Below are 24,907 nucleotides of genomic sequence, written 5' to 3' on the forward strand. Positions count from 1 at the left end.
GCCTTCGGGTGCCTTTTTTGTTGCCCGATTTTGTCGCCGGTGGGCTTTCGCTGGCCGTGGTACGGCTCTACGGTCGCGCCAAACACATGCCGGGGAGAGAGATGCAGATAGAAGCGGCGCGCATTGTGGTGATCGGTTTCGGGCCGCGCGGCCTTGGCGCGTTGGAGGCTCTGTCGCAACGGCTTACTAGGACCGAAGGGCGGATTGAGATCGACATTTATGAACCCGGCCCCCATCCCGGCGCGGGTCCGAACTTCGCCCCCTCGGAGCCCACCTATTGTCTGCTTAACATCCCAAACCGCGATATCGCGATCCGCCCGCCGAAGGGGTCGCGGGTCGGACATTTCGCGGAGTGGCAAGACCGCGCCGTAGATCCCGACAGTTTCCCCTCCCGCGCCGAAATGGGCCGCTACCTCATGGCGCGGCGGGACGATCTTTTTGCCCAGTGTTTTACGAAAACCGGCGTGACTTGCAGGGTGATCCCCGCCGCTGTGGCCCGCATCTCGCCCGAGGAGGCGGGCTGGCGTGTGCAGTCGGAAAGCGGGGCGGAGGCGCTATATGACGAAGTGCTCCTCACCCTCGGGCAGCCCCCTGTCGAGCCGGACGCGCAATGGGCCGAGTGGCAAGAGCACGCGGCGCGGCGCGAGGCGGAAGTCGCGCAGGCCTATCCAGCGGCAGATCTGCGCGCGCGGGCGGCGGCATGGCAGGGCAAGCACGTCGCGATCCGGGGCTTGGGGCTGTCGACCTATGACGTGTTGCGCGGTCTGACCATGGCACAGGCCGGGCGTTTCAATGCGGCGGGTTATCATGCCTCGGGCCGGGAGCCCTGCCGCATTCTGCCCTTCTCGCTCAACGGGCATCCCCCCTTCCCCAAGCCACAGGATGCCGCCTTCGACGCGCTGTTCGATCCCACATCGGAAGAGACCACGGGCTTCTCAAAAGCCGCCATCGCTGCGGTCAATGCGGGACCCGAGGCGGCGCCTTTGCTGATCTCTGACGCTCTCCTGCCCGTAGTCGCGCGTATCCTTGCGCCCCAGAATGTGCGGGTGGCGGAAATCGCGAACTGGCTCAAGGTGGAATGGTGAGACCCCGGCACGCAGGACCAGTTGCCCCCAATGGAGGCGCTGCGCCATGGGATAGACTTGGCCGCCGGAGAGGTCGCGCCGAGCATTGGCTACACGCTCGGGCAGGTTTGGCGCAAATGGCAAGACACATGGCGTGCGGCATTCAACCCGCGCGGCGCGTCGCCCCAGACAGCCAAGCGGCTGATAGACTTCGATGAGGGGTTGAAACGATATTCCTACGGCCCACCCCTCGCCTCCGCACGAGAGCTTTTGGCGCTGATCGACGCGGGGTTGGTCGATCTTTCCTTCGCCACCAATCCAGAGATCACGAACAGCGCGCAAGGCTGGACATTGCAGGCGGAGGGGCACGCGGCGGAGGTTTCGGTCATCGTCGATGCGGTGCTGCCTGTGCCGAACCTCTCGAGCATCGCAGCACCGCCCCTGCCCGATCTCATCTGCCAAGGTTTGCTCTCCTCGCTGTCATCCGATCTGGCCGCCGCGACCGCGCCTGACGGGACGCTGCGCGCCGTTGACGGACGCCCCGTGCCCGGCCTTTGCGTGCTGGGGCGGCTGGCGCTCGGCAGTGTGACGGCGGTGGATTCCCTGCACGATTGCTTTGGCCAATCCGCCGACCGTTGGGCGCAGGGCGTGATCGACAGGCTGTCGGTTTGACGCGCTGCCGCTTGGCTACAACAGTTTGTGATCCGGCCCGCGCGATGGAACGGCAAGGCGCTGAAACGGTTTCCCTTTCAACACGAGATTGAGGAATAGGGGAACGACGCAATGAAGAGACGACATTTCATCACCGGTGTAGCCGCCAGCGGTGCCGCATTCGGCGGTGTTCTTGCCACGCCTGCACTGGCGCATCCGCCCAAGGAAATGCCGAGCTATGACGTGCCGCCAGAGATGATGCCGCGCAAAGTGCCAATCGCGGCAGGCGCGCCGCCCTATGAAATCCACGTCGATCCCGACAATTTCGCGCTCTACTGGACTCTGCCCGACAATATGGCGTGGCGCTATACCGTGGGCGTGGGCCGCCCTGGTCTTTATGAATCCGGTGAGTTCTACGTCGGTGCCAAAAAGGAATGGCCGAGCTGGACCCCAACCCCGGGTATGATCGACCGCGAGCCGGAGAAATACAAGAAATACGCCGATGGTATGGAAGGCGGTTTGGACAATCCGCTGGGGTCGCGTGCCCTCTATCTCTTTACCGAAGAGCGCGGCGATACCTTCTTGCGCATCCATGGCACCAATGACCCCAGCACATTGGGCAAACGCGTCTCGAACGGCTGTGCCCGTCTGGTGAACGATCAGATGGCCGAGCTTTATGACCGCGTGCCGATGAACACCCGCGTGGTGCTTTACGAACCCATCGGCTGAGTTTTCTTTCGGCCACATCAAGCAGCCCGGAGCGGAGAATATCCGCTTCGGGCTTTTTTTGTGCCTCTCGGTCGACCAGTAGGATTGAAACATTTCACACGGGCCGAAGAGGTTTGGGTGCGGTGGCGGCACACACGTTTCTGCGACGACTGTGTAGCAGGTCTTGAACGCTCTTCGCGGGGCCGGCCAATGTCATAAGTCCCGTTCTGCGGCATGGTGAGAACTTATTAAAATCAGTATCTTATGCGGATATGTCAATTTGTTACGATCTGATCGCGCCGGGTCTCGCTCTAACACTGGGCCGTGATCCGAGTTGCTTTGTAACCGCCCCTCACTGCGCCTTAATATCATTGTATCGAACGGGCCTCCCGACCTCCCCGCCTCTCCCCAGAGCGAGAAAGCCGACGCCCTATCCCAAACCTGAAAGGACTAGATCAATGAAACTCTTTATCGCAACCGCCGCCGCCACTCTGATCGCCACCGCGAGCTTCGCAGGCCAGTCGACACGCTACGAAGACCTGCGCTTGGACACGTCCCTAACGGCTGATGTCGTCCATGCCGCGGATGCCGGTGAAACCCGCCCTAATGAGCGCGCCGCTGACCTGCGGTTGGAAACATTCTCGGACGAAAGTGCGCCGGTCGCCACCTTCTCGACCAGCGGCCCCGTGAGCAGCTTGGGCGAAGGTTTCGCCTATGGTGGTTACGGCGCGGGCAACGACTCCCGCTAAACTGTCATAGGTAGACCCGAGAGAGCCCGGCCCGAAAGGTGCCGGGCTTTTCTACATGTGAAGCCGCATGGCCCGACAGGCAACAGCTTCTTTCAGCAAAAAAGGGAAAATGGCGGAGCGACAGGGATTCGAACCCTGGAGACGGTCTCCCGCCTACACACTTTCCAGGCGTGCGCCTTCGACCACTCGGCCACCGCTCCGTTGAGGCGGGGTTTAGCTTGGGGGGGCAGTGAGTTGCAAGAGCGAATTCCCCCCAGAGAGGATAAATTTATCTAACCGCCCAGATGAACGTAGACCCGGCGGTTCAAACGGCCCTTTTTCTCAATCTTTCCAAGGCGAAGCCCGCCGATCTCGCCGGTGCGCGCGACATGGGTGCCGCCACAGGGCTGTAGATCGATGGGGTCCTGCGCCTCTCCGATGCGGATCAGGCGAATGTCCCCCCGTCCGCGCGGCGGGGCGACGGACATGGTTTTAATGAGTTCAGGCGCGGCGTCCAATTCGGCTTCGGTGATCCAGTCCTCGCTCACCCGCGCATCGAGGGAGACGAAGTGGTTCAGCGCCTCCTCCAGTTCCTCGCGGTTCTGCGGCGCATCGGGCATGTTGAAATCAAGCCGCCCGTGGGTGGCCGAAATCTGCCCCCCCGTGACCGGATGCGGGATCACGACCGACAGAAGGTGCAGCGCCGTATGAACGCGCATGTGCTTGTGGCGGCGGTCCCAGTCGAGCTCCTGTTTCACGAATGCGCCGACCGGCGGCAAGGGACGCGGCTCTGCCGGGACCAGCGCGATGCCGCCGCTGTCGCGGTCGCGCACCGTGGTCGCGATGGTAAGCTCTTGTTTATCCCACGTCAGCCATCCGCTGTCGCCCGGCTGGCCGCCGCCCGTGGGGTAGAACAGGGAATTGTCCAAGATCACCCCACCTTCGGGCGTATGGGCCGCCACGCGGGCCGGGGCGTCGCGTAGGTAGGTCTCGGTCCGGTACAGCTCGCCCGTCATGCCTGCGGCTCCGGCTTTGCGTCATCTTCTATTTTCGGTGCTTCGGCCTTCAACGTCTCAGGGTTGCGCAGCCATAGGTCGCGTTGGGCAAAGGGAATTTCGATCCCTTCCTCTTTGAAACGCGCGGCGATGGCGTGGTTGATGTCGTTCTTGACCTTCATCATCCAATTCACGTCCCGCAGGTAACAGCGCACCTCGAACTCCAGCGCATCGGCGCCGAAGTTCAAGAACAAGACCGCGGGCGGCGGGTTGGTCAGCACGATGGGCTGCGCCTCGGCAATCTCTTGCAGGATGCCTTCGATCCGTTTGGTGTCGGTGCCGTAAGCCACGCCCACGGGTACGATGAGGCGGCCCACGGTATTGCCGCGGGTGTAGTTGGTGACCGTGCCGCTGATCAGATCGGCGTTGGGCACGATGACATCAGTGCGGTCGAAGGTTTCGATCCTTGTGGAGCGCACCGAGATGTCGCGCACATAGCCCATCTGGCCACCCACCTCGATCCAATCCCCTTCGGAGATCGGACGTTCGATCAACAGGATGATGCCGGAGACGAAGTTCGACACCACGTTTTGCAGGCCGAAACCGATACCGACCGAGAGTGCCCCGGCAACATAGGCCAGCGCAGAAAGGTCGATCCCCGCCCCGGTGATGGCGAGCAGCGCGGCGAGGAAAATCCCCACATAGCCGATCCCCGAAACGATGGCGTTCTGCCCCCCGATGTCCATCCGGGTCTTGGGCAGGACGTTGCTGCGCAGCGCGCCTTGGATCAGACGGGTGGCGGCGTAGCCGATCACGAAGATCACCGCGAAGGAGAGGAAATCCGTGGGACGGATCCGCGTCTCACCAAAGGCGAAGCCGCGGCTGAACAGCGCCCAAAGCTCAGTCAGGTCAGTGACCCGCGCGCCCCATGCCAGCGCCATCACAGGCAGCGACAGCAGCAGCAGGATCAGGCCAAAGAAGACGGGCATCAGCGCGTCGCGCGCCTGCACCCCCTGCCCGGTCATGGCACCGTAAACATCGGCCAAGAAGCGTTGCAGCGTCATCACCAGCCCCAGAAGCACCAGCGTGGTGACATAGGGCGGCAGCAGCGAGACGGCGGCGTTGTAATAGCCGCTGATCAGCAAGAGGGGCGCGACCACGGCCACGATCATCGCGCCCAAGCCCAGGCCGCGCACGACGCGGTTCAGGGTCGAGGTCCGCGGCTCTTCGGCGGCGGAGACATCTTCTGTCACCGGATCGCTATAACCGCGCAGGATTTTCCCGATGCGGAACAGGGCAAAAGCGCTCAGCAGCATCACCGGCAGGCGCAGCACGGCCTCGGTGGTTTCCGCCGGTTGCTGGCCGTCGAAAATGGCGGTGATGATGGCGCCAATGATGACGGTGACGGTGATGATGCTGACGTAGAAACGAACCGCTTTGCGCTCAGCTGGGGGCAGCAGGATCAGCGCCTCGTCCTCATCGCGAGAGAACACCCGTTCGGCGACCCAGCGAACACCCAGCATCGCGCCGCCGATCACCGGGATCAGCTGCACAAGGGTCGAGCCGCGCGGGCCGAGCCAATCGGTCGCCAAGACGGCCATGGCCAGCAAAACCAGACCGACCGTGGGCAGGATGATCCGCAAAAGAGACACGACAAAGCGCCAAATGCCAAAGCCGCGCGCGCCGAATTGCTGAAGCCGACCCACAATCGCGGTCGACCAATGGTGGCCGCGGAAGATCAGCACCAAGCCCAGAACGGTGAGGGCCAGAACCGCAGGGAGAGAGGCGCGCAGGCTGCGCCGTGCCGTGTCGGCATCGTCAGGTGCTTCGGCGGCGATCTCACCCGCCGCAGTGGCCAGATCGTCAATCGCGCTGCGCCAGTGGACGGGGTTGAGCGGCGTGGGCACCACCTCCATCAACTGCTCGGTCTGGCGTTCGCGTAAGGCAACGTCGATCTGCCCAATCAGCGCATCGGCGCGCAGATATGCCGCTTCTGCCCGCTGGACCGGGGTCAGCAGAGTGTTGAGCTGTCGGTTTAACTCCTCACGGTTGGCGGCGACTTCGGGGGATTCCGGCTCGGCCCCCTCGCCCTCGGGCGGGGTTCCGAGCGCGGCCAATTGTTCGCGCAGCGCGCTGATCCGCGCCGCATTCAGGTTGCGCGCCGCGTCGAACTCGGCGCGGTAATCCACCAGCCGGGCGCGCTGCACCTCCAGCATGGTTTCGGTGGTATCGGGCGCGTCAATCGCCTCTTCAGCCGATGAGGCGACGGTTTCCCATTGGTCGAAATCCGGCAAAGCCGGTTCCTGTGCGACAGCAGCGCCGGTCAGCCAGACCAGCAGCGCGGTAAGGCCGAGGGCGAAGCGGAGCATTTGGGTCATGTATCCTCGAAAACACCTGGGATGGATTGCGGCGCGGCATCAAGCCAAGCGGGCGTCGGCAGCCCCTTCTCGCGCAGGAACTCCGGGTTGAAGAGTTTGGATTGATAGCGCGTGCCGAAGTCACACAGCACGGTCACGATGGTATGGCCCGGCCCCATCTCTTTCGCCAGACGCATGGCCCCGGCGACGTTGACGCCCGAGGAGGCACCAAGGCAGAGCCCCTCATTCTCCAGCAGGTCAAAGACGACCGGCAGCGCCTCTTCGTCTGAGATGTTGTAGGAATAGTCGGGCTTGAACCCTTCGAGGTTTGCGGTAATCCGCCCCTGCCCGATGCCTTCGGCGATGGAGCTGCCTTCGGATTTCAACTCGCCTTCGGTATAGTAGCTGTGCAGCGCCGCGCCATCGGGATCGGCCAATGCGATTTTGACGCCCTTGGGTTGCAGCGCCATGGCCACGCCAACAAGCGTGCCGCCCGAGCCGACCGCGCAGCAAAAGCCATCGACCTTGCCGCCGGTCTGTTCCCAAATCTCAGGGCCGGTGGTTTCGATATGTGCTTGCCGGTTGGCGGTATTGTCGAACTGGTTGGCCCAGATCACCCCCTCGGGCGTGGTCTTGGCCAACTCCTTGGCCAAACGCTCGGAATAGCGGACGAAGTTATTGGGGTTTTTGTAGGGTGCGGCGGGCACCTGCACCAGTTCGGCACCGGCCAGCCGCAGCATGTCTTTCTTTTCCTGAGATTGCGTCTCAGGGATGACAATGACGGTTTTGAAACCCATCGACGCGCCTACCAGCGCGAGCCCGATGCCGGTGTTGCCCGCGGTGCCTTCGACGATGGTGCCGCCGGGCTTCAATTCACCCCGTGCGATGGCGTCGCGGATGATGAACAGCGCCGCGCGGTCCTTGACCGATTGGCCGGGGTTCATGAACTCCGCCTTGCCCAAGATTTCGCAGCCGGTCTCTTCGCTCGCGCCGCGCAGCCGGATCAGCGGTGTGTTTCCAATGGCCTCGGCCAGATCTTTAGCAACCTGCATGTTTGCCCCCAGTTCATGTTCCGTCCGGTTTAGCTGTCGCGCCTTCGGACCTCAAGCGTTCGCGGTGGCGGGCCAGCCAATAGGCGCTTGCCACCAATGGCGCATTGGCCAGCGCCTGCGCATCGGCCAAGGCCATCAGATCATCGAATGACATCAGATGCGACCGGATATCCTCGCCCTCCGCAGCCAAACCGCCGGTGCCGATGATATGATCCGGCAAATCCGCCAATCCCACGAAAATGTGAAAGAATTCCGTCGCATTCCCGGGGGAGGCATAGACGTTTCCGACCGGCTCCAAGGCGCCCACGGTGATGCCCGCCTCTTCCTGCGCTTCACGCCGGGCGGCGGCCTGCGGTGTCTCGCCGGGGTCGATATGGCCTGCGATGGGCTCCAACTGCCAGCGGGTATGATCGCCGCGCGCCAGCGGGCCCATGCGGATTTGCTCGACCAGCAGCACGCGGTCGCGCAGCGGGTCATAGGGCAGCACCAAAGCTGCATCCGCGCTGACAAAAACCGCGCGGTCGATCTGCGCCGACATGCTGCCGTCAAATGTCTCATGTCGCAGCGAGATTTCATCAAGGGCGAAGAAGTTCGCGTAAACGCGGCGGCGGTCGGTCACCTCGACCTTGCCATCGAGCGCTAGCGGATCATGCATGCCCTGCGCCGCCAGCACCTGCTGATGGGCCCGGCGGCGGATCATCGGGAACATCGCATCGACCTCGGCCCGCGGGCGCTTGCCCATATAGCTCATCACTTCGCGCGCGGCATGGCAGGAAAGCGCGGCCCAATCACGCTCCCATTCAGGCAAGGACCACGGCCCCTGCGCGGTCCAGCGCCCGGGCTGGGGCAGATAGACCTCAGCCCCTTGCCCGTCTGCCAGTGTCACCGGCACCAAATCATAGTCGAACGCGCCTTCATAGAAATCGAGCCGCGCGAAATCATCCGCGCTCAGCCCCCGCACCAGCAAGCCCTCGGTCTGCGCGCCATCACGCGTCTCAATCGTGGGAAACGGGCCTTCGGCGGCGGCAGAGACTTGGTAGCCGGACAGATTGGCGGGGCTGAGATCAATCGCCTCGGCGGTGCGGCCAAGCACGATTTCCAACAGCGGCAGATGCCGCAGAGTGCCGTAGATAAAGAGATGTCGCATGGTGATCAGGGCCAACGGTTATAAGCAAATTCGGTCAAAAGCCCTGCGATCACGCCGCCGACGACAAGTGCCACGCCGATGGGCACGGTGGCGATCATCAGGCCGAATTCCGCGCCGATCTGGAACACGGCGACGATGGCCTCGAAGGGATCGTCATAGCGGTTGCGCAACGCCAGCCGGACCATTTCATTCGCCGCCTGCAAGAAGATCGCCCAGAGCATCAGCACGAAGACCCCGGCAAAACCGTTGTTGATCGCAGCCACGATGCCCCGGCCCGCGCGCCGGCCCATCACGCGCCAGCCCACGATGAGGCCAAGCACCACGTTAAGCGGCAGGAAATATCCGAAATCCGTGCTTTCCGGCATCAAAGGCACCACCATGCCCGACAGGACAAAGGCCAGCACGGCGAGTGAGATCGCCGCCATAAGTCGTGCACCAGTCGGCATTTTTCGGCTCCTTGCGGGGGCGGACCGCAGGGGCGGTCACACAGGTCGCCGTACCGTAATCTGCGTCACGTCGCAATTGCCACTGTCAAATGTCGCGGCACAGGAAGTGAGGTAAAAATTCCACATCCGGCGAAAGCGTTCGTCAAATCCGAGCGCGGTGATCTGATCCCATTTCTCGTTAAAGGTCTCATGCCAACGGCGGAGTGTAATGTCATAGCTTTTGCCAAATTCGATCGAACGGTCGACGACCAGCCCTGCCCGTTCGACTTGCTCCCGCAGGACCGTCGGGCTAGGCAGCATGCCGCCCGGAAAAATGTACTTCTGGATGAAGTCTACGCCGCGTTTGTAAACCTCCCAACGGCGGTCAGCGACGGTGATGATCTGCAAGGTCGCGGCGCGACCCGGTTTAAGACGCTGATGCAGCGTGTCGAAATAGACCGGCCAGTATTTTTCGCCCACGGCTTCGAACATCTCGATGCTGGCAATGCCGTCATAGCTTTCGGTCTCGTCGCGGTAGTCTTGCAGTTTGAAGGTCACGCGGTCCGAGAGGCCCGCCTTGGCAATCCGCTCTTGTGCGTAGTTGAACTGCTCTTGGCTGATGGTCAGCGCGGTCACTTTCAGCCCGCGTTCGGCGGCGGCATATTCCGCAAAACCGCCCCAGCCGCAGCCGATTTCCAAGACATGATCGCCGGGCTGCACACCCATCTGATCGACCATGGACTTGTATTTCGCCCGCTGCGCGGCCTCCAGCGATTGCTGGGCGTCGCCCTCGAAAATGGCCGAAGAATAGGTCATCGTATCATCCAGCCAGAGGCTGTAGAACGCATTGCCCAGATCGTAGTGATAGCTGATATTGCGCTTGGCCTGTTTGCGGTTGTTGCGCTGAAGCCAGAAGCGGAACTTCTCGAACTGACGCAGCAGCCCTTGGCCGGGGAAACCGTCATAGACCGTCTCATTCCCCGCATGAACCAAATCCATGAAGGCTTGCAGGTCCGGCGTCGACCACCATTCGTCCAGATAGGCGTCGCAAAAGCCCAGATCGCCCTCGCGGATTAACCGTGCGAAAAGGTCATCGTTATGGATGTGCAGTTCCGCCACCGGGCCGGGCTTGGCCCCTTCGGCGCGGAACACGCGGCCATCGGGCAGGACAAAGTTCACCCGCCCGTGCTGCATCTCCTGCGCCATGGCGAAGACCTGCGGGAAATAGCGCGGCAGACCTTTCTGCCCCTCGGTGGTCGTAAGCTTCATACCTCGGTTCCGTTCTTGTTCTTGACGCCTACTGTAACCGCAGGCTTCTGTTTCGCAAAAAGTTAAAAGTCGCGGTTGCGGTAGGCGTCGAGCGCCCGTTCCCGCCCTTCCGACAGATCGACGATCGGATCGGGGTAATCGTCCTCTGGGCTTAGGCCCCAGCGGCGCGGGATCGCGTCGAAATAGGCCAGCGCCTCGTCACTCGGTTTCGCGCGCCCCTCGGCGATCCAACGGCGGGTGTAGTCGCGCCCCTTGTCGAACCGATCAAGCTGGGTCTCGGGGTTGAAAATGCGAAAGAACGGCGTCGCATCGGGGCCAGAGCCTGCGGCCCATTGCCAGCCCATCGCATTATTGGCCGGGTCCCAGTCGATCAGGTGTTCTTCGAACCACTTTTGCCCGATCCGCCAGTGGCACATCAAATGTTTCGTCAGATAGCTCGCCACGATCATGCGGCCCCGGTTGTGCATGCGCCCCGTGACCTGCAACTCGCGCATGGCCGCATCGACGAAAGGCACCCCGGTGCGCCCCTGTTTCCATGCCAGCACCTCGGCGCGGCGCTCGTCCTCATTCCATGCGAAGGCCTGCCATTCCTCGCGCCAGTTTTGGTCAAGGATGCGCGGCGTGTGATACATGAGGTGATAGGCAAACTCGCGCCAGGCGAGTTCCTTGAGGAAAGTCTCAGCCCCGCGCTTGCCCTCCTGCATCGCCCGCTGGCCCGCGTGCCAACACTGGGCCGGGCTGATCTCACCCAGCGACAGGTTTTCTGACAGGGCCGAGGTGCCATCTTCGCCCGGCAGGTCGCGGCTTTCGTCATAGCCTTCGACGATATGGGCCATGAATGAGCCAAGCCGGGCCTGAGCCGCGGCCTCCCCCAGACGCACATAGGGGCGCACCACGTCGCGCCCGCGCTGCATCTCGGCGTCCATTTGCCAATCGTTAAGCGCGGCGCTCTCGGGCCAGTTTGGCGGGGCTGGGATGTCGCTTGGGGTGGCCAAGGGGGCCGCCACATCGCGGCCCCGGACCGCCTTCCAATAGGGGGTGAAGACTTTGTAAAAGCCGCCGGTCTTGGTCTCAACCGTCCAAGGCTCGAACATCAGATGCCCGGCAAAGCTACAGGCTTCGACCCCATTGTCCTTCAGCGTCTCTTTGACCTTGGCGTCGCGGTCGATCGCGGCGGGATCGTAAAGGCGGCTCCAATACACCGCGCCCGCGCCGGTAGTTTCGATCACCTCGCGCAGCACCTCAAGCGTATCGCCACGGTGCAGGATCAGGCGGCTGCCCTTCTCGGCCAGAGTTTCTCCAAGACAGCCCAAGGCCAGCCCGAGGCGGAACTTTGGGGCCGCGCCCAAAGCTTCCGATTGTGCGTCGTGGATGAACAGCGGGATCACCGGGCGGCCCGACTGGCAGGCCGCCGTTAGGGCGGGATGGTCGCTCAGCCGCAGATCGCGGCGGAACCACATGATAATCGGGGAATTGTCGCTCACGTTCGGGGTCTTGCTCCTGCACTTGTCCCGAAACATAGCGCCCCTGCGCCGGGGTCAAGGATCAGAGTAGATCGTCCAGCGCGTTCAACAGTTTGTCCATTTCATCCTGCGTCGTGTAATGGGTGAAACTGAGCCGGAGCACGCCTTTGGCCTCATCTACCCCCATCGCACCAAGCGCCCGGCCTGCGTAGAAGGTGCCACCCCCAGCCATGATGCCGCGCGCGGCCAATGCCTGCGCCATCTCGACCGCCGGTCGATCAAGCGCCAATGCCACCGTGGGCGCGCGAGTTGCCGCATCGGTGGGGCCGATGACCCGCACCGAGTTGCGCGCCGCCATGGCATCCAGCAGCGGTTGCAGCAAAGCCGTCTCATGGGCGCGCATCGCGTCATGCACAGCAACACCGCGCGCCGTGGCCCCGGCAGTGCCGCCGATATGGTGGGCGTGGAAAGCGTCGATATAGTCCGCCATGCCCGCGCTGGCTGCGATCTGCGCGTGATCCGGCCCGGCGGGGGTAAAACGCTTGTAAAGCACGTCTCCGTTGAAGTGATGCGCTTGGTTCGGCAGCAGTTCGGCGAGCGCCCGGCGGATGACCATAACACCCTGATGTGGCCCGAAGGTCTTGTAAGCCGAAAAGAGGTAGATATCTGGCCCCAGCACCCCGACATCGGCAAAGCCATGTGGCGCATAGGAGACGCCATCGACGCAGACGAAAGCGCCGGCGGCATGGGCCAGCGCCGTGATCTCGGTCACCGGGTTGATCTCGCCCACCACGTTTGAGCAATGCGGGAAGCAGACCAGCCGGACATTCTCGTCGAGTAGGTCTTCGAGCTTTGCCGGATCGAGATGCCCGGTGTCAGGGTCGATTTGCCATTCACGGATCTCGATCCCCCGCTCGGCCAGCCGGCGCCACGGGCCGGTATTGGCCTCATGGTCTTGATTGGTCACGACGATCGCCTCACCGGGCTGCATCATCTGGCCGAAAGCCTGCGCCAGCACATAGGTGTTCTGCGTGGTGGAGGGGCCAAAGCTCAGCTCCTCCGGCGTCACGCCTAGGATCGCGGCCATGCGGGTGCGGGCTTCGTCCATCTCCTCCCCACCAAGGCGGCTGGCCTCATAGGCGCCGTAGGGCTGCACCTTTCGCTGGGTGTAGAAGCGATGCAGCCGGTCGATGACTTGGCGGCAGGTGTAAGACCCACCGGCGGTCTCAAAGAAAGCCTGCCCCTGAAGGCTCGGCTCGGCGAAAGCGGGAAATTGGGCGCGGACCCATTCGGAATCAATATGCATGGCGGGAAGGTCCACCGCGGCGCGGCCAAGGTCAAGCGCCCAAAGAAAACGGCGGCCCCGAGAGGCCGCCGTCATCCGTGTCTTAAAGGCTGTGCAGGTTAGCGGATTTTACGCTCGTCCTGCAGACCGCGGAAGATGCAGAAGCACATGAAGAGCAGCAGCAGCGTGAACAGCAAACCGGTGGAGATCACCATGGATTGCAGCGCCGCGAGGCCCCCGCCGATCAACAGCGCGATGGCCACGGCACCCTCAAAGATGCACCAGAACACTCGCTGCGGCACCGGCGCGTCGACCTTGCCGCCTGCGGTGATCGTGTCGATCACAAGCGACCCGGAGTCGGACGAGGTGACGAAGAACACCACCACCAGCACGATGCCGATGAAGGAGGTGATCGAAGCCAGCGGCAGTGCGTCGAGCATTTTGAACAGCTGCAACGGCAGACCCGCATCTTGGGCCGCGGTGTAGCCGTCGTTCAGCACCTGATGGATCGCGGTGCCGCCAAAGATCGACATCCACAGCACACAGACAAGCGATGGGATCAACAGCACGCAAACGATGAATTCGCGCACGGTACGGCCCCGGCTGACGCGGGCGATGAACATTCCGACGAAGGGTGACCAGCTGATCCACCAAGCCCAGTAGAACGCTGTCCAGCCTTGGGAGAAGTTCACGTCTTCACGGCCAAACGGGTTCGCGAGTGCAGGCAGATACTCAATGTAAGCGACCAGCGAGTCCCAGAAGAAGGACAGCAGGAAAACAGTTGGCCCGACGATCAAGGTGAACAGTGCCAGCAGTGCTGCCAGACCCATGTTAACCTCACTGAGGACTTTCACACCGCCATCAAGACCGCGCAGCACCGAAACCAGCGCCACGGCGGTGATCAGCGAAATCAGAACGATCTCAGATGTGGTGCCAACGGGAATCCCGAACAGTTCGTTCAGACCGGCGTTGGCCTGCGTGGCACCCAGACCCAGCGACGTGGCCAGACCAAAGAGCGTGGCAAAGACCGCGATGATGTCGATGATATGCCCGGGCCAGCCCCAAACACGTTCGCCCAGAACCGGGTAAAAGGCCGAGCGGATCGTCAGCGGCAGACCTTTGTTATAGGTAAACAACGCCAGCGCCAGCGCGACGATGGCGTAGATCGCCCAAGGGTGCAGACCCCAGTGATAAATCGTCGCCGCCATGCCAAGGCGCAGCGAACCGGCCTCGTCACCCGACGCACCCGCGAGCGGGGCCCAGTCGGTGCGCAGCCCGTTCTCGGTCGTGATCTCCCCCATGGAAGTCGAGAAGTGGGTCAGCGGCTCGGAGACGCCATAAAACATCAGACCGATGCCCATGCCCGCCGCGAAAAGCATCGCGAACCAGCCAAGATAGGTATAATCCGCAACCGCTTCGTTGCCGCCAAGGCGAACATTGCCAAAGGGCGTCACGATCAGCAAAAGTGCGAAGATCACCACCAAATCGGCAGAGCCGATCAGGAACCAATCAAAGTTCTTAGTGGTAAAGTTGAACATGGCCGAAAAGATCGCGCCAGCCTGTTCCGGCAGCGCGATGGTGTAAAAGACGAAGATCACCACGGCGATCCCCGAAATCAGAAAGACCGGGTTGTGAATGTCGAGCCCGAACGGCCCGATCTGCCGTTCGATATTATCCTGACCGATCTCATAATCGGTATCGATCACATCCGCCTTGCCCTCAGGCTCGGGGATGCCGTGCGAATTGGTATCGCTCATAATCTGTTCCCTCTTTGATGACAGATTACCGCGCAAAACGCGGCCTTCTGTTTTTCTCATCCGTGCGCAACAGGATAGAGGCTTGCGACCATTGGGCAAGCCATTGCGGCCAAGCCCCCTTGGAAACTTGGCTAAAACGACCGTTTCGGTATCTGCTGCGACGTAAGTTTGGGGGGACTACCCTGTCCCGAGCGCGGCTGCAATCGCATCGGCCTGTTCGCGAATCCGGTCCATGTCGCCTTGGACACCGGGCGGGCGCAGCTTGTCGCCCTCATGCCGCGGCAGGATGTGGTAGTGCAGGTGAAAGACCTCTTGCCCGCCCGCAGCCTCGTTAAACTGCTGCACCGTGATGCCATCGGCGCCAAAAGCGCGTAGGCAGGCATTGGCGACTTTCTGAACCGTCGCCAGACAATCCGCCAATTGTGCAGGGCTCGCGTCGAGCATGTTGCGGCAGGGCGACTTGGGGATCACCAGACAATGCCCTTCGGCGCGGGGCATGATGTCCATAAAGCAATAGGTCTTGTCGTCCTCATAGACCTTGAAGCTGGGGATCTCTTTGCGCAGGATCTTGGCAAAGATATTGTCGTCGTCATAGCTGGCCATCATGCTCTCCTTCTGGCGGTCGGGGCGGCGCGGACCATTAACCACACCGCCCCGCGCCGAGGCAATATCAAGCGTTTACGTCGACGACCACCCGGCCCTTGACCTGCCCTTTCAGGATGTCCGCCCCCAGTTGCGGCAGATCGCTGAGCCCAGCGGGTTGGACCATCGCCTCCAGCTTGTCCATCGGCAGGTCTTTGGCCACCCGCTCCCAAGCGCGCAGACGGTTGTCATAGGGCTGCATGACGCTGTCGATGCCTAAGAGGTTCACGCCGCGCAGCAGGAAGGGGATCACCGTGGCAGGCAGGGCCGCACCGCCCGCAAGGCCCACGGCCGCCACGCTCGCCCCATATTCCATCTGACCCAGCACGCGGGCCAGCATCGCGCCGCCCACGGCATCGACGCATCCGCCCCATGTCTCGCCCTCAAGGGGGCGTTTGACCGTCTCGTTGATCTCGTCCCGCGCGACGATCCGGGCCGCGCCGAGGCTCTTTAGGTAATCTTTGGTCTCGGGCCGCCCGGTGACCGCCGCCACTTCATAGCCGAGGTTGGCAAGGATCGCGGTCGCGACCGAGCCAACGCCCCCCGCAGCACCCGTGACCAGAACCGGACCTTTCTTGATGCCGTGATCCTCAAGCGCCATGACGGCCAGCATCGCGGTGAAACCTGCCGTGCCCACGGCCATCGCTTGACGCGTGTCCAGCCCTTCGGGCAGTGGCACCAGCCAATCGGCCTTGACCCGCGCCTTTTGCGCATAGCCGCCCCAATGCGCCTCGCCCACGCGCCAACCGGTCAACACCACCTTGTCGCCGGGCTTATAACGGTCGTCATTCGAAGTCTCGACCGTGCCGGCGAAATCGATGCCCGGCACATGCGGGTAGTTGCGGACCAAGCCACCACCGGGCCCGATGCACAGCCCGTCTTTGTAGTTCACGGTGGAATATTCGACCGCGACCGTCACCTCGGCCTCGGGCAGTTGGTCTTCGGTGATCTGGGTGACCTCGGCCTGGGTCTTGCCTTCGTCATCCTTGTTTACAATCAGCGCATTAAAGCTCATCTTTCATCTCCTTTTCAGGTTTCAATCGACCGGGCCTCAGGCCCAGAAACTTTCACGCACGGTCACGTCACGCTCGCCATCGGGGGTGTGCGCCCGCAACCGCGTGCCCGGGTCCCAATGGGTCATCCGCACCATTCCGATGGCGACATTCACGCCAAAGTCAGGGGACCAAACCGCCGAGGTCACCTGCCCCACGCGTTTGTCGCCCGCCATCAAGGGCCAGACACGATCACAAAGCGGCACCGGATCGCCCGCGATCTCTAGGGGACGTATCTGTTGCACCGGCCCCTCTTTCGCCACCCGCAGCAGCGCATCTCTGCCGATACAGCCCATCGCCGCCTGCGTGTCGCAGAGCTTGCCAAGACCGCATTCGTGGGGCGTGTTGTCGTCGGTCATGTCATTGCCATAGCTCAATAATCCGCCCTCGATCCGCTCAATCAGGTTCGGACAGCCCGCCCGCACATCCAGATCGCGCCCCGCCTCGAAAAGCGCCTCCCAAAGCGGCATCGCGATATCGGCCCCTTCGGTGTAAATCTCAAAGCCGCCCTGTTTGGAGTAGCCGGAGCGCGCGACATTCATGGCGCGGCCTTGAAACTGGAACTCCCCGAAGCGGAAGAACTTCACTTCCCGCACCCCCGCACCAAAAACGCGTTCCATCAGGTCTTCGGCTTTCGGCCCCTGCACCGCCAGCAGGTTCACATCCGGCTCATCGACCAAAACATCAAGATGATAACCGTTGCATATCCCCTTGGCCCACAACAATAAATCGCTATCGGCGATGGAAATCCACCAACGATCCTCGGCCAGTTTCACCGCCACAGGATCATTGAGCATACCACCCGTCTCATCCACGATTGGCACATAGACACAGCGGCCCGGCGCCACATTGCGCAGATCACGGGGCGTCAGCATCTGCATCAGTCGGGAAGCATCGGGCCCGCGCAGTTCAACCTGTCTTTCGCAAGCCACGTCCCAGACTTGCACGGCTTTCTTCAAGTGGTGATAATCCGCCTCGGTACTTTCAAAGACGGTCGGCAGCAGCATCCGGTTGTAGACCGTATAGGCTTTCACACCCGCCGCCTCGACCCCGTCAGAGAATGGCGTGCGCCTGATCCGGCGCGAGGGAGAGAGTTCGGCCATCAGCCCTCCTCCGGCATAAAGATGAAATCGGTCACCGGCGCGTCACATCCTGCGTTGGTGAGCATGGCGTGCACTTGGCCGCGGTGGTGGGTTTGGTGGTTGAAGAAATGCACCACACATCCCGCCATCGGCTTAGAAACATCGCGCTGCAAGATACCGGAATGCCACGTTAAATCGCGGTTTAGTATCGACTGGTCCAGCCCCGCCGCCCACTGAGAAATGGCAAGGTCGCATTGAACCCGCGCCAAAACCCATGCGTCACCGGAGGGGCAAAGCTCGGTGTCTTTGCCTTCCGGTTTTGGCGCGGCAGGGTAGAACCGCGACAGCCAGAGTTGATCGCACCGCAGAAGATGGTTCAACGTGCCGAGCATGGAGCCGAAGAACGCCCCGCGATCCTGCGTTAACGACGCTTCATCCAAAGTCTGAACGACATTCGACAACTGTCTGTTTTGCCACGCATTATAGCGCGCCATTTCCTTGGCATAGGTGGGGGTGATCACCGCGCCCCCTGCCAATCGATCGCGCAGACCTCTGCCGATTTACCACCGAAATCCCAGACGCGTCCATAGTCGCGGACCTTGGATTTTACGCCACGCGCAGCCACGATATTCGGGCCCATCCAGTATTTCGAGTTGGTGATCGTCACCGGCTCTCCCGGTTCGGCCCCGGCCAGCATCTCGATCTCGCCGTTGATCTTTCGGCCAATGTTGATGACCCGGCGGTTGCCGTCGCGAATGATTTCGACCGGGGCGCGTTCGGCGCCGATGATCTCGCTCACCAACATGGTGAACAGCCCCGTGGTGCCGCCCGCAGCGCCTGAGAAGATTTGCAGCAACCCGTCATAGGCCGCCTCGCTCGCGCGGTCGTCCACATAGGCGGCGACCTTCCAATTTCCCTCGCCCATGCGGCCGGGAATGTCGACCAATAGCCCGACGTTCAGCCCGGCCAAATCCTCCCCCTCGAAATGGCCCTCGTCGATCACGATGCCCATCCATGCATGGCAGTGGCCTTCGGTCGGCAGATGCGCGCCAAGGCTGACCACGCAGGGGCAGAAGACATCGCAAGAGCAGTTTAGGAAAAGCTCGCCCTTGATCGCCCAATCGGCGGGTGTCATCTCTCTGTTTGGCATATCATCCTCCTGTGATCATGGGCCAACCCGCCACGACACCTGCGCCGAGGATCAGGGCGAAACCCATTGGTTTTGTTACGTAATGCCCTATTTGGGGCAGTTTTTCGATGACCATGAAAAGCGTGGCCAGCCCCATCCATGCAAGGCTCATGACCCCGCCGGCAAAGCCCAGAAGCATAAAGCCCCAGCAGCAGCCCGCGCAAAAGGCGCCGAGGCCCAGCCCCATGCGAAAGCCGCCCGCGGCGCCGGGGCGCCAGTGGCCCATGAAATACATCATCGGAGAGTGGCAGACGCCGTGGCAAATCTCCTTGGCGCGGGTAAATTGGAAGAGGCCCACAGCCAAGAGCAGCGCCGCCGCCGTCCAACGCGATTTGGCGATGCCGAGCATGTCGATGACGCCGCCGTGCAGCAGCAACAGTTGCAAACCCGCGATCCCCGCCGCGAAGACGAGCCAGACCGCGAGGTAGCCTGCAAGCACCGCCAGCCAGCCCGCGCGCGTGCCATTGGCCGAAGTCATGAGGTCTTCGTAGGCGCGCAGCGTCGGCACCATGGTCGGGACCATCATCGCCGCCATCATCGCGCCCCACATCACGAACAGCGGAAAGAAACGCGCCATGGGCATATACATATCCATGCCCGGATCCATCTGCCGCATGCGTTCGCCCATGGCACCGGGGCGGCCCAGCAGATCGAGGTCCATCTGCATCGCCATGCTGTACATCATCCACCAAGCCGCGAGAATTAGGGCGAAAAACCCCAGCCATAGTGTTGATCGTACCATCCCGGTCATCGCCGCCCTCCCCTGCGTGCTCTTGTAGATTTAATGTCAGACAATTAAAGTCCTCGCAAACACTAATTGTAAGACATATGAAAATCGACCCAAGCAACCCCGCCGATCTATCGGCCCAGATCGCCACGGCCATCCGCGACGCCATCATCGGCGGGCATCTGATCGTCGACCAGCGCCTGCCCTCCGAGGCGGAGCTTGCCGAGCAGTTCGAGGTTTCCCGCCCCACGGTGCGCGAGGCGCTCAAGCGGCTCGCTGCGCAATCGCTGATCCGAACGCAGCGCGGGGCCACGGGGGGTGCTTTCGTCAACCGGTTGAGCTTCCCGGATGCCTATGCGCAGCAGATCACCACCTCGACCCTGTTGCTGTCCATGAACGCGGTGAGTTTTGAGACCGCTTGCGAGGCGCGCTTCGCCTTGGAGCGCGCCTGCGCCCCGCTATCGGCAGAACGGCGGACGGCGGACCACCTTGCCACCATGCGCGCGGAGATTCACCGGCAGGCGCAGCCGGGGCTGACCGATGAGGCCTTTTGCGCCTCCGACGTGGCATTTCACCGGGCGCTGGTCGATGGTGCGGGCAATCCGGTGCTAAGTTATCAACTTGCAGGCGCGGTTGAGGCGATGCAGCCCCTGATGAATATGATCACCTTCACCGCGCGGGATCGCGCGCGGATCGTAGCTCTGCATCAAGAGATCGCGGATGCGGCAGAGGCCCATGACGGCAGGGCGGTAAGGGCAGGGCTGACCGCGCTGGAGGCCGAGACGCAACAGCTTGCCCAAAGCGTTTTCGCCGCGCGTGCGGCGCGGAATGCCGAAGCTGCGGGGCGACGCTAGGTTGGGGCATATAAAACAATGAGATACGCGCTTATCTTGACGTAGAAAATTCGCCGCATCCCACCCCTTGCAATTCACCCATCGCAGCCCTACTTTAATCCTGTCCTTCGGGACTATGGACATAAACGCGCTCGTAATAAGCGGTTCGGACCCGGGGGCGGTACCCGGCGGCTCCACCAAACATCCTTCATTTGGGGATCATGGGGCCGAAATAGGATCGACGAACGTCTAAAGGGGTTGCTTTGTCTCGGTGAGATACCACCGTTATCGGTTCAAACTGTACAATTGCAAATGACAATCGTGCTCCAGTTGCGATGGCCGCGTAAGCGGTTTCAGCGACTGAAATCTTAAGTCCTTAGGCCTTGCAGCTTAAGGCGGGGTTCGCAGGTACCTGGCAACAGAAACCTGCACTTTTTCCTTCCGTTTCATACCCGTTAGAAGGCGCTCTTGCATTAACTTGACCGCGCTTTCCTCTGTCCCTATCCGTGACGCAGCGAAGCCGTGGTGGCTTTGATGACGCAGGATGGCCCCGATGACCCCACCTAGTTGGCCCGATATGTTTCGCGTCTTTGGCCGGATTGGGTTGATGTCCTTCGGCGGCCCCGCAGCCCAAATCGCCGTGATGCACCGCGAGCTGGTCGAGCATCGCCCGTGGCTGAGCGAGCAGACCTACCTGCGGGCCCTTTCGCTCTGTATGCTGTTGCCCGGACCGGAGGCGATGCAGCTGGCGACCTATGCAGGCTGGCGCCTGCGCGGCGTCGCGGGCGGGCTGTTGGGAGGGTTGCTTTTCGTCGTGCCGGGTGCGGTCTTCATTGCGGCACTTGCGCTGCTTTATGCGTGGTATGGGCAGATGCCCTTGGTGCAAACGGCCTTCCTGGGCATCAAGGCCGCTGTCATTATCGTGGTATTCCAAGCGCTTCTGAAGGTTTCTTTAAAGGCGCTTCATGGGCGGCTCGGCTGGGCGCTGGCCTTTGGGTCTTTCATCGCGCTCTTCGTGCTGGGTCTGCCGTTTCCGCTGATCATTCTGGTGGCCGGGGCCATTGGGATGCTGACCCGAAGCCCGACGCCCGAGACCGAAGCCGCCAACCTGCCGCCTGCGCATAGCCTGCGCACCCTGCTCATCTGGGGTGGTCTCTGGGCCGCGCCGCTTCTGTTCCTTGCCTTCATCGGCGACGACTTTCTGCTGCAACTGGGGCTGTTCTTTTCCAAACTGGCCGTGGTGACCTTCGGCGGGGCCTATGCGGTGCTGGCCTATATGACCCAGACCGTGGTGCAGGATTTCGGCTGGATCGAGACCGATCAGATGATCGACGCGCTTGGCCTGGCTGAGACGACCCCCGGCCCACTGATCCTCGTGACGCAATTCGTCGGGATGCTGGCGGGATTTGCGCAAAGCGGCCCCGCGGGGGCGATGGTTGCCGGGCTGCTGGCGCTTTGGGTCACTTTCACGCCCTGTTTCCTGTGGATTTTCCTCGCTGGCCCGTATCTTGAAGCGCTCTCTGAACAGCCGCGCATCGCAGGCGCGCTGCGGGCGATCACGGCGGCTGTGGTGGGGGTCATTGCAAATCTCTCGGTCTGGTTCGCGCTGCATGTGCTGTTTGACCGGGTGGGCGCTGATGGCCCGCTCGCCCTGCCTCTGCCCGTCTGGCACAGTTTCAACCCCATGGCCGCCGCGCTTACCCTCTTGGCTTCCGTGCTGATGCTGGCGCTCAAGCGCGGTTTTGTCCTCACGATGGTTCTGCTCGCCACGCTGGCGCTGATCCTTCACGCGATTTAGCGCGGGACCCCCTTTCACTCGCCCCTGAATGGGGTATGCTTACCCCTGCCCAACGTCCGGACCGGAGAGAAGAATGAGCCGCAGCATTGATTACGGCAACCTGATGCACGAAGCCATGCGGGGCCTGATCCGCAGGGTCTTGCAAGACGTATCGGACAAGGGACTGCCGGGGAATCACCACTTCTTCATCACCTTCGACACCTCGCATCCGGACGCGGAATTGGCCGATTGGCTGTCCGACCGCTATCCCGATGAGATGACCGTGGTGATGCAGCATTGGTACGATGGCCTCGATGTGGGTGAGGACGGTTTCGCCATCACGTTGAACTTCGGCGATGCGCCGGAGCCGCTTTATATTCCTTACGACGCGATCCGCACCTTCGTGGACCCTTCGGTTGAGTTCGGCCTGCGGTTCGAACAGCAAGAAACCGAAGAGCAAGACGTGGCGGAAGATGAGGCCACGCTCGATCAGACGGATGAAGCAGAGTTGGAAGTCGCAGAAGAGCCGGTCAAAGATGCCGAGATCGTCTCGCTCGATTCCTTTCGGAAGTAGCGGCGGAATGGCCGTTAGCGCCATCCCCGCATTGCGCAGCGCGTAAGGCGCAGGTACACCGCTGGACAACGATAAGTCACAGCAGGAGCCGCAGAATGGCCGATACCCGCACCGAAACCGACAGCTTTGGTCCGCTCGAAGTCCCCGCCGATAAATACTGGGGCGCGCAGACGCAGCGTTCGATCATGAACTTCCCGATTGGCTGGGAAAAGCAACCCATCGCCATCGTGCGCGCGCTCGGCGTGATCAAGAAGGCCTGCGCGCAGGCGAATGTGGCGCAGGGCTCGCTGGACGAGGAACGCGGTCGCGCGATCATTCAGGCCGCTGGCGAAGTTTTCGAGGGCAAGTTCGACGATAACTTCCCGCTGGTGGTCTGGCAGACCGGTTCCGGCACCCAGTCGAACATGAACGCCAATGAGGTCATCGCCAACCGCGCAATTGAACTCATGGGAGGCACCATTGGCTCGAAAGATCCGGTGCACCCCAACGATCACTGCAACATGGGCCAGTCCTCGAACGACACCTTCCCCACCGCCATGCATATCGCCACCGCGATGACGGCGCGTGACGTGCTGCTGCCGGGGCTGGAGAAGCTGCACGGCGCGTTGCAGAAGAAGGTCGAGGAATTTGACGGCATCATCAAAATCGGCCGCACCCATACGCAGGACGCGACACCGCTGACGCTGTCTCAGGAATTCTCGGGCTATACCCATCAGGTCGCCATGGGCATTGCCCGCGTGCGCGATGCGCTTGGCCGTATCTATGAGCTGGCACAGGGCGGCACCGCCGTGGGCACCGGGCTCAACACCAAGCAAGGCTGGGCGGAAACCGTGGCCCACAACATGGCCGAGATCACCGGCCTGCCCTTCGTCACAGCGCCCAACAAGTTCGAAGCGCTGGCCGCCCATGACGCGATGGTCGAGATCTCTGGCGCGCTGAAAACCGTGTCGGCCTCGCTGTTCAAAATTGCCAATGACATCCGACTTCTGGGCTCCGGCCCGCGCTGCGGCCTGGGCGAGCTGATCCTGCCCGAGAACGAGCCCGGCTCTTCGATCATGCCGGGCAAGGTGAACCCGACCCAATGCGAGGCGCTGACGCAGGTCTGCGCCCATGTCATGGGCAATGATGCCGCCGTGGGCTTCGCCGGATCGCAGGGGCATTTCGAGCTTAACGTCTACAAGCCGATGATGGCCTATAACGTGTTGCAATCCATGCAGCTTTTGGGCGATGCGGCTTCGGCCTTTACCGACAATCTGGTGGATGGCCTCAAGGCTGACGCGGACCGGATCGAGAAGCTGATGCGCGAGTCGCTGATGCTGGTCACCGCGCTGGCCCCCGAGATCGGTTATGACAACGCCACCAAGGTCGCCAAGACCGCGCATAAGAACGGCACCACGTTGAAGGAAGAGGCGATTGCCTTGGGCTTCGTCGATGCCGAGACCTTCGAGCGTGTGGTGCGCCCTGAGAATATGATCGGCCCGAAATGAGCCAGCCCATCAACCTGAACAAGGCGAGAAAGGCACGCGATCTTGCGGCCCGCCGCGCTCAGGCGGATGAGAATGCGCTGCGCTTTGGCCGTAGCAAAGCTGAGAAGGAGGCGGCGCGCAAAAGCGCCGCCCAAGCCAAGGCCACGCTCGACGCGCATAAGCGCGAGACATGAGCGCAAGGCCCCGCAAACATTCGGTGACCCTAAGGGGTCACCGGACATCGATCTCCCTCGAAGACGAATTCTGGCATGAGTTCCGCGCCATCGCCGCCGCACGAGGCATGCCGATCAACGCGTTGGTGGCCGAGATTGACGCCGCCCGCGGACTGGATATCGGGCTGGCAGGGGCGATCCGCCTATTCGTGCTGCGGTCGTTAAAGGAACGTTTACCAAAAGCGGATTAGCGTCGGGTCATGGTCCTCGTATCCCCTCTCTCACCGGCTGCTTGGCTGGACGATATCTTTGCGTCAAAGTCAACCATTCGGGGTCAAGTGATCCGCCGAAAAGCGCGCGATATCGAAAAGTTCGTTGGCCGCCGAGAATTTGAACTGGAACTGAAACGCCGCGGCTATCAAGCGGTGGAGAACGCCGGACAGGTCATCATATTTTGCAATCGTGAACCCATCCGGCGGATCGTGTAGCCG

General features: G+C 62.1%; 26 protein-coding genes, 1 tRNA gene and 1 other RNA gene. 12 read left to right on the forward strand and 16 right to left on the reverse strand.

What is annotated here, in order from left to right; all coding sequences use genetic code 11:
- Window positions 1–8: 8 nt before the first annotated feature.
- From ACGYK9_RS01440 to ACGYK9_RS01455, 4 genes are all read left to right on the forward strand, one after another.
- On the forward strand, window positions 9–1,085 hold the full coding sequence (locus ACGYK9_RS01440) for an FAD/NAD(P)-binding protein (RefSeq protein WP_394407771.1): 1,077 nt from the start codon (window positions 9–11) through the stop codon (window positions 1,083–1,085).
- Window positions 1,086–1,106: 21 nt separating this feature from the next.
- Entirely contained in the window at window positions 1,107–1,736 is a 630-nt protein-coding gene (locus ACGYK9_RS01445) for a hypothetical protein (RefSeq protein WP_394407773.1), read from the forward strand.
- Between the two features lie 111 nt (window positions 1,737–1,847).
- Window positions 1,848–2,444, forward strand: coding sequence for a L,D-transpeptidase (locus ACGYK9_RS01450; protein WP_394407775.1), 597 nt, complete (start codon window positions 1,848–1,850; stop codon window positions 2,442–2,444).
- Window positions 2,445–2,881: 437 nt separating this feature from the next.
- Entirely contained in the window at window positions 2,882–3,172 is a 291-nt protein-coding gene (locus ACGYK9_RS01455; RefSeq protein ID WP_067266706.1) for a hypothetical protein, read from the forward strand.
- Between the two features lie 110 nt (window positions 3,173–3,282).
- Here the strand turns inward: ACGYK9_RS01455 and ACGYK9_RS01460 are convergent.
- The 16 genes from ACGYK9_RS01460 to ACGYK9_RS01535 all read right to left on the reverse strand — a co-directional run bounded on the left by ACGYK9_RS01460 (window position 3,283) and on the right by ACGYK9_RS01535 (window position 19,617).
- Window positions 3,283–3,372 (reverse strand) — tRNA-Ser (locus ACGYK9_RS01460).
- 72 nt (window positions 3,373–3,444) lie between these two features.
- Window positions 3,445–4,167, reverse strand: a complete 723-nt coding sequence (locus ACGYK9_RS01465) for an alanyl-tRNA editing protein (protein WP_394407777.1) — start codon at window positions 4,165–4,167, stop codon at window positions 3,445–3,447.
- Window positions 4,164–6,524, reverse strand: a complete 2,361-nt coding sequence (locus ACGYK9_RS01470) for a DUF3772 domain-containing protein (RefSeq protein WP_394407779.1) — start codon at window positions 6,522–6,524, stop codon at window positions 4,164–4,166. The genes ACGYK9_RS01465 and ACGYK9_RS01470 overlap by 4 nt, the downstream gene beginning before the upstream one ends.
- The gene (locus tag ACGYK9_RS01475) at window positions 6,521–7,555 is read right to left on the reverse strand and encodes a cysteine synthase A (RefSeq protein ID WP_271691326.1); all 1,035 of its coding nucleotides are present in this window, start codon (window positions 7,553–7,555) and stop codon (window positions 6,521–6,523) included. Before ACGYK9_RS01475 ends, ACGYK9_RS01470 begins: the two co-directional genes overlap by 4 nt.
- 13 nt (window positions 7,556–7,568) lie before the next feature.
- Entirely contained in the window at window positions 7,569–8,702 is a 1,134-nt protein-coding gene (locus ACGYK9_RS01480; protein WP_394407781.1) for an NUDIX domain-containing protein, read from the reverse strand.
- Between the two features lie 5 nt (window positions 8,703–8,707).
- Complete coding sequence (locus ACGYK9_RS01485) at window positions 8,708–9,148, reverse strand: TrgA family protein (RefSeq protein ID WP_271687254.1); 441 nt, start codon at window positions 9,146–9,148, stop codon at window positions 8,708–8,710.
- A 36-nt stretch (window positions 9,149–9,184) separates the two neighbouring features.
- A complete protein-coding gene (locus tag ACGYK9_RS01490) occupies window positions 9,185–10,396 on the reverse strand; it encodes a class I SAM-dependent methyltransferase (RefSeq protein WP_394407783.1) in 1,212 nt (403 codons plus the stop codon).
- Window positions 10,397–10,458: 62 nt separating this feature from the next.
- Window positions 10,459–11,880 carry a cryptochrome/photolyase family protein gene (locus ACGYK9_RS01495; RefSeq protein ID WP_394407785.1) on the reverse strand — a complete coding sequence of 474 codons (1,422 nt, stop codon included), beginning with the start codon at window positions 11,878–11,880 and terminating at the stop codon, window positions 10,459–10,461.
- A 61-nt stretch (window positions 11,881–11,941) separates the two neighbouring features.
- Window positions 11,942–13,165 (reverse strand): aminotransferase class V-fold PLP-dependent enzyme, encoded by a 1,224-nt coding sequence (locus tag ACGYK9_RS01500; RefSeq protein ID WP_394407787.1) that lies wholly within the window; start codon window positions 13,163–13,165, stop codon window positions 11,942–11,944.
- A 98-nt stretch (window positions 13,166–13,263) separates the two neighbouring features.
- Window positions 13,264–14,901 carry a BCCT family transporter gene (locus tag ACGYK9_RS01505; protein WP_394407789.1) on the reverse strand — a complete coding sequence of 546 codons (1,638 nt, stop codon included), beginning with the start codon at window positions 14,899–14,901 and terminating at the stop codon, window positions 13,264–13,266.
- 177 nt (window positions 14,902–15,078) lie between these two features.
- Window positions 15,079–15,504 carry an HIT family protein gene (locus ACGYK9_RS01510; protein ID WP_067266693.1) on the reverse strand — a complete coding sequence of 142 codons (426 nt, stop codon included), beginning with the start codon at window positions 15,502–15,504 and terminating at the stop codon, window positions 15,079–15,081.
- Window positions 15,505–15,571: 67 nt separating this feature from the next.
- Window positions 15,572–16,558: an acryloyl-CoA reductase gene (acuI, locus tag ACGYK9_RS01515; protein ID WP_394407791.1), complete on the reverse strand. Its 987-nt coding sequence runs from the start codon at window positions 16,556–16,558 to the stop codon at window positions 15,572–15,574.
- 36 nt (window positions 16,559–16,594) lie between these two features.
- Window positions 16,595–17,698 (reverse strand): dimethylsulfoniopropionate demethylase, encoded by a 1,104-nt coding sequence (locus tag ACGYK9_RS01520; protein ID WP_394407793.1) that lies wholly within the window; start codon window positions 17,696–17,698, stop codon window positions 16,595–16,597.
- Complete coding sequence (locus tag ACGYK9_RS01525) at window positions 17,698–18,198, reverse strand: DinB family protein (RefSeq protein ID WP_394407795.1); 501 nt, start codon at window positions 18,196–18,198, stop codon at window positions 17,698–17,700. The genes ACGYK9_RS01520 and ACGYK9_RS01525 overlap by 1 nt, the downstream gene beginning before the upstream one ends.
- Window positions 18,195–18,827: a DUF1326 domain-containing protein gene (locus tag ACGYK9_RS01530; protein WP_067266687.1), complete on the reverse strand. Its 633-nt coding sequence runs from the start codon at window positions 18,825–18,827 to the stop codon at window positions 18,195–18,197. Before ACGYK9_RS01530 ends, ACGYK9_RS01525 begins: the two co-directional genes overlap by 4 nt.
- A gap of 1 nt (window position 18,828) precedes the next feature.
- The gene (locus ACGYK9_RS01535; RefSeq protein WP_394407797.1) at window positions 18,829–19,617 is read right to left on the reverse strand and encodes a DUF2182 domain-containing protein; all 789 of its coding nucleotides are present in this window, start codon (window positions 19,615–19,617) and stop codon (window positions 18,829–18,831) included.
- A gap of 77 nt (window positions 19,618–19,694) precedes the next feature.
- On the opposite strand from ACGYK9_RS01535, the gene ACGYK9_RS01540 reads away from it, so the two are divergent.
- The 8 genes from ACGYK9_RS01540 (at window position 19,695) to ACGYK9_RS01575 (ending at window position 24,904) form a co-directional block, all read left to right on the forward strand.
- Entirely contained in the window at window positions 19,695–20,447 is a 753-nt protein-coding gene (locus tag ACGYK9_RS01540; protein ID WP_394407799.1) for a FadR/GntR family transcriptional regulator, read from the forward strand.
- A 63-nt stretch (window positions 20,448–20,510) separates the two neighbouring features.
- Window positions 20,511–20,859, forward strand: a transfer-messenger RNA (tmRNA) gene (ssrA, locus tag ACGYK9_RS01545).
- Window positions 20,860–20,979: 120 nt separating this feature from the next.
- Window positions 20,980–22,224, forward strand: a complete 1,245-nt coding sequence (chrA, locus tag ACGYK9_RS01550) for a chromate efflux transporter (protein WP_394407801.1) — start codon at window positions 20,980–20,982, stop codon at window positions 22,222–22,224.
- Window positions 22,225–22,297: 73 nt separating this feature from the next.
- The gene (locus ACGYK9_RS01555) at window positions 22,298–22,777 is read left to right on the forward strand and encodes an SspB family protein (protein ID WP_394407803.1); all 480 of its coding nucleotides are present in this window, start codon (window positions 22,298–22,300) and stop codon (window positions 22,775–22,777) included.
- 95 nt (window positions 22,778–22,872) lie between these two features.
- Window positions 22,873–24,264: a class II fumarate hydratase gene (gene fumC / locus ACGYK9_RS01560; RefSeq protein ID WP_209217764.1), complete on the forward strand. Its 1,392-nt coding sequence runs from the start codon at window positions 22,873–22,875 to the stop codon at window positions 24,262–24,264.
- Window positions 24,261–24,437, forward strand: coding sequence for a DUF4169 family protein (locus ACGYK9_RS01565; RefSeq protein ID WP_067266677.1), 177 nt, complete (start codon window positions 24,261–24,263; stop codon window positions 24,435–24,437). The genes fumC and ACGYK9_RS01565 overlap by 4 nt, the downstream gene beginning before the upstream one ends.
- Entirely contained in the window at window positions 24,434–24,667 is a 234-nt protein-coding gene (locus tag ACGYK9_RS01570) for a ribbon-helix-helix domain-containing protein (RefSeq protein ID WP_394407805.1), read from the forward strand. Before ACGYK9_RS01565 ends, ACGYK9_RS01570 begins: the two co-directional genes overlap by 4 nt.
- A gap of 9 nt (window positions 24,668–24,676) precedes the next feature.
- Window positions 24,677–24,904: an N-(5'-phosphoribosyl)anthranilate isomerase gene (locus tag ACGYK9_RS01575; protein ID WP_394407807.1), complete on the forward strand. Its 228-nt coding sequence runs from the start codon at window positions 24,677–24,679 to the stop codon at window positions 24,902–24,904.
- The last annotated feature ends 3 nt before the right edge of the window (window positions 24,905–24,907 follow it).

The organism is Sulfitobacter sp. 1A15258 (assembly GCF_043557045.1).
Taxonomy (GTDB): Bacteria; Pseudomonadota; Alphaproteobacteria; order Rhodobacterales; family Rhodobacteraceae; genus Sulfitobacter; species Sulfitobacter faviae.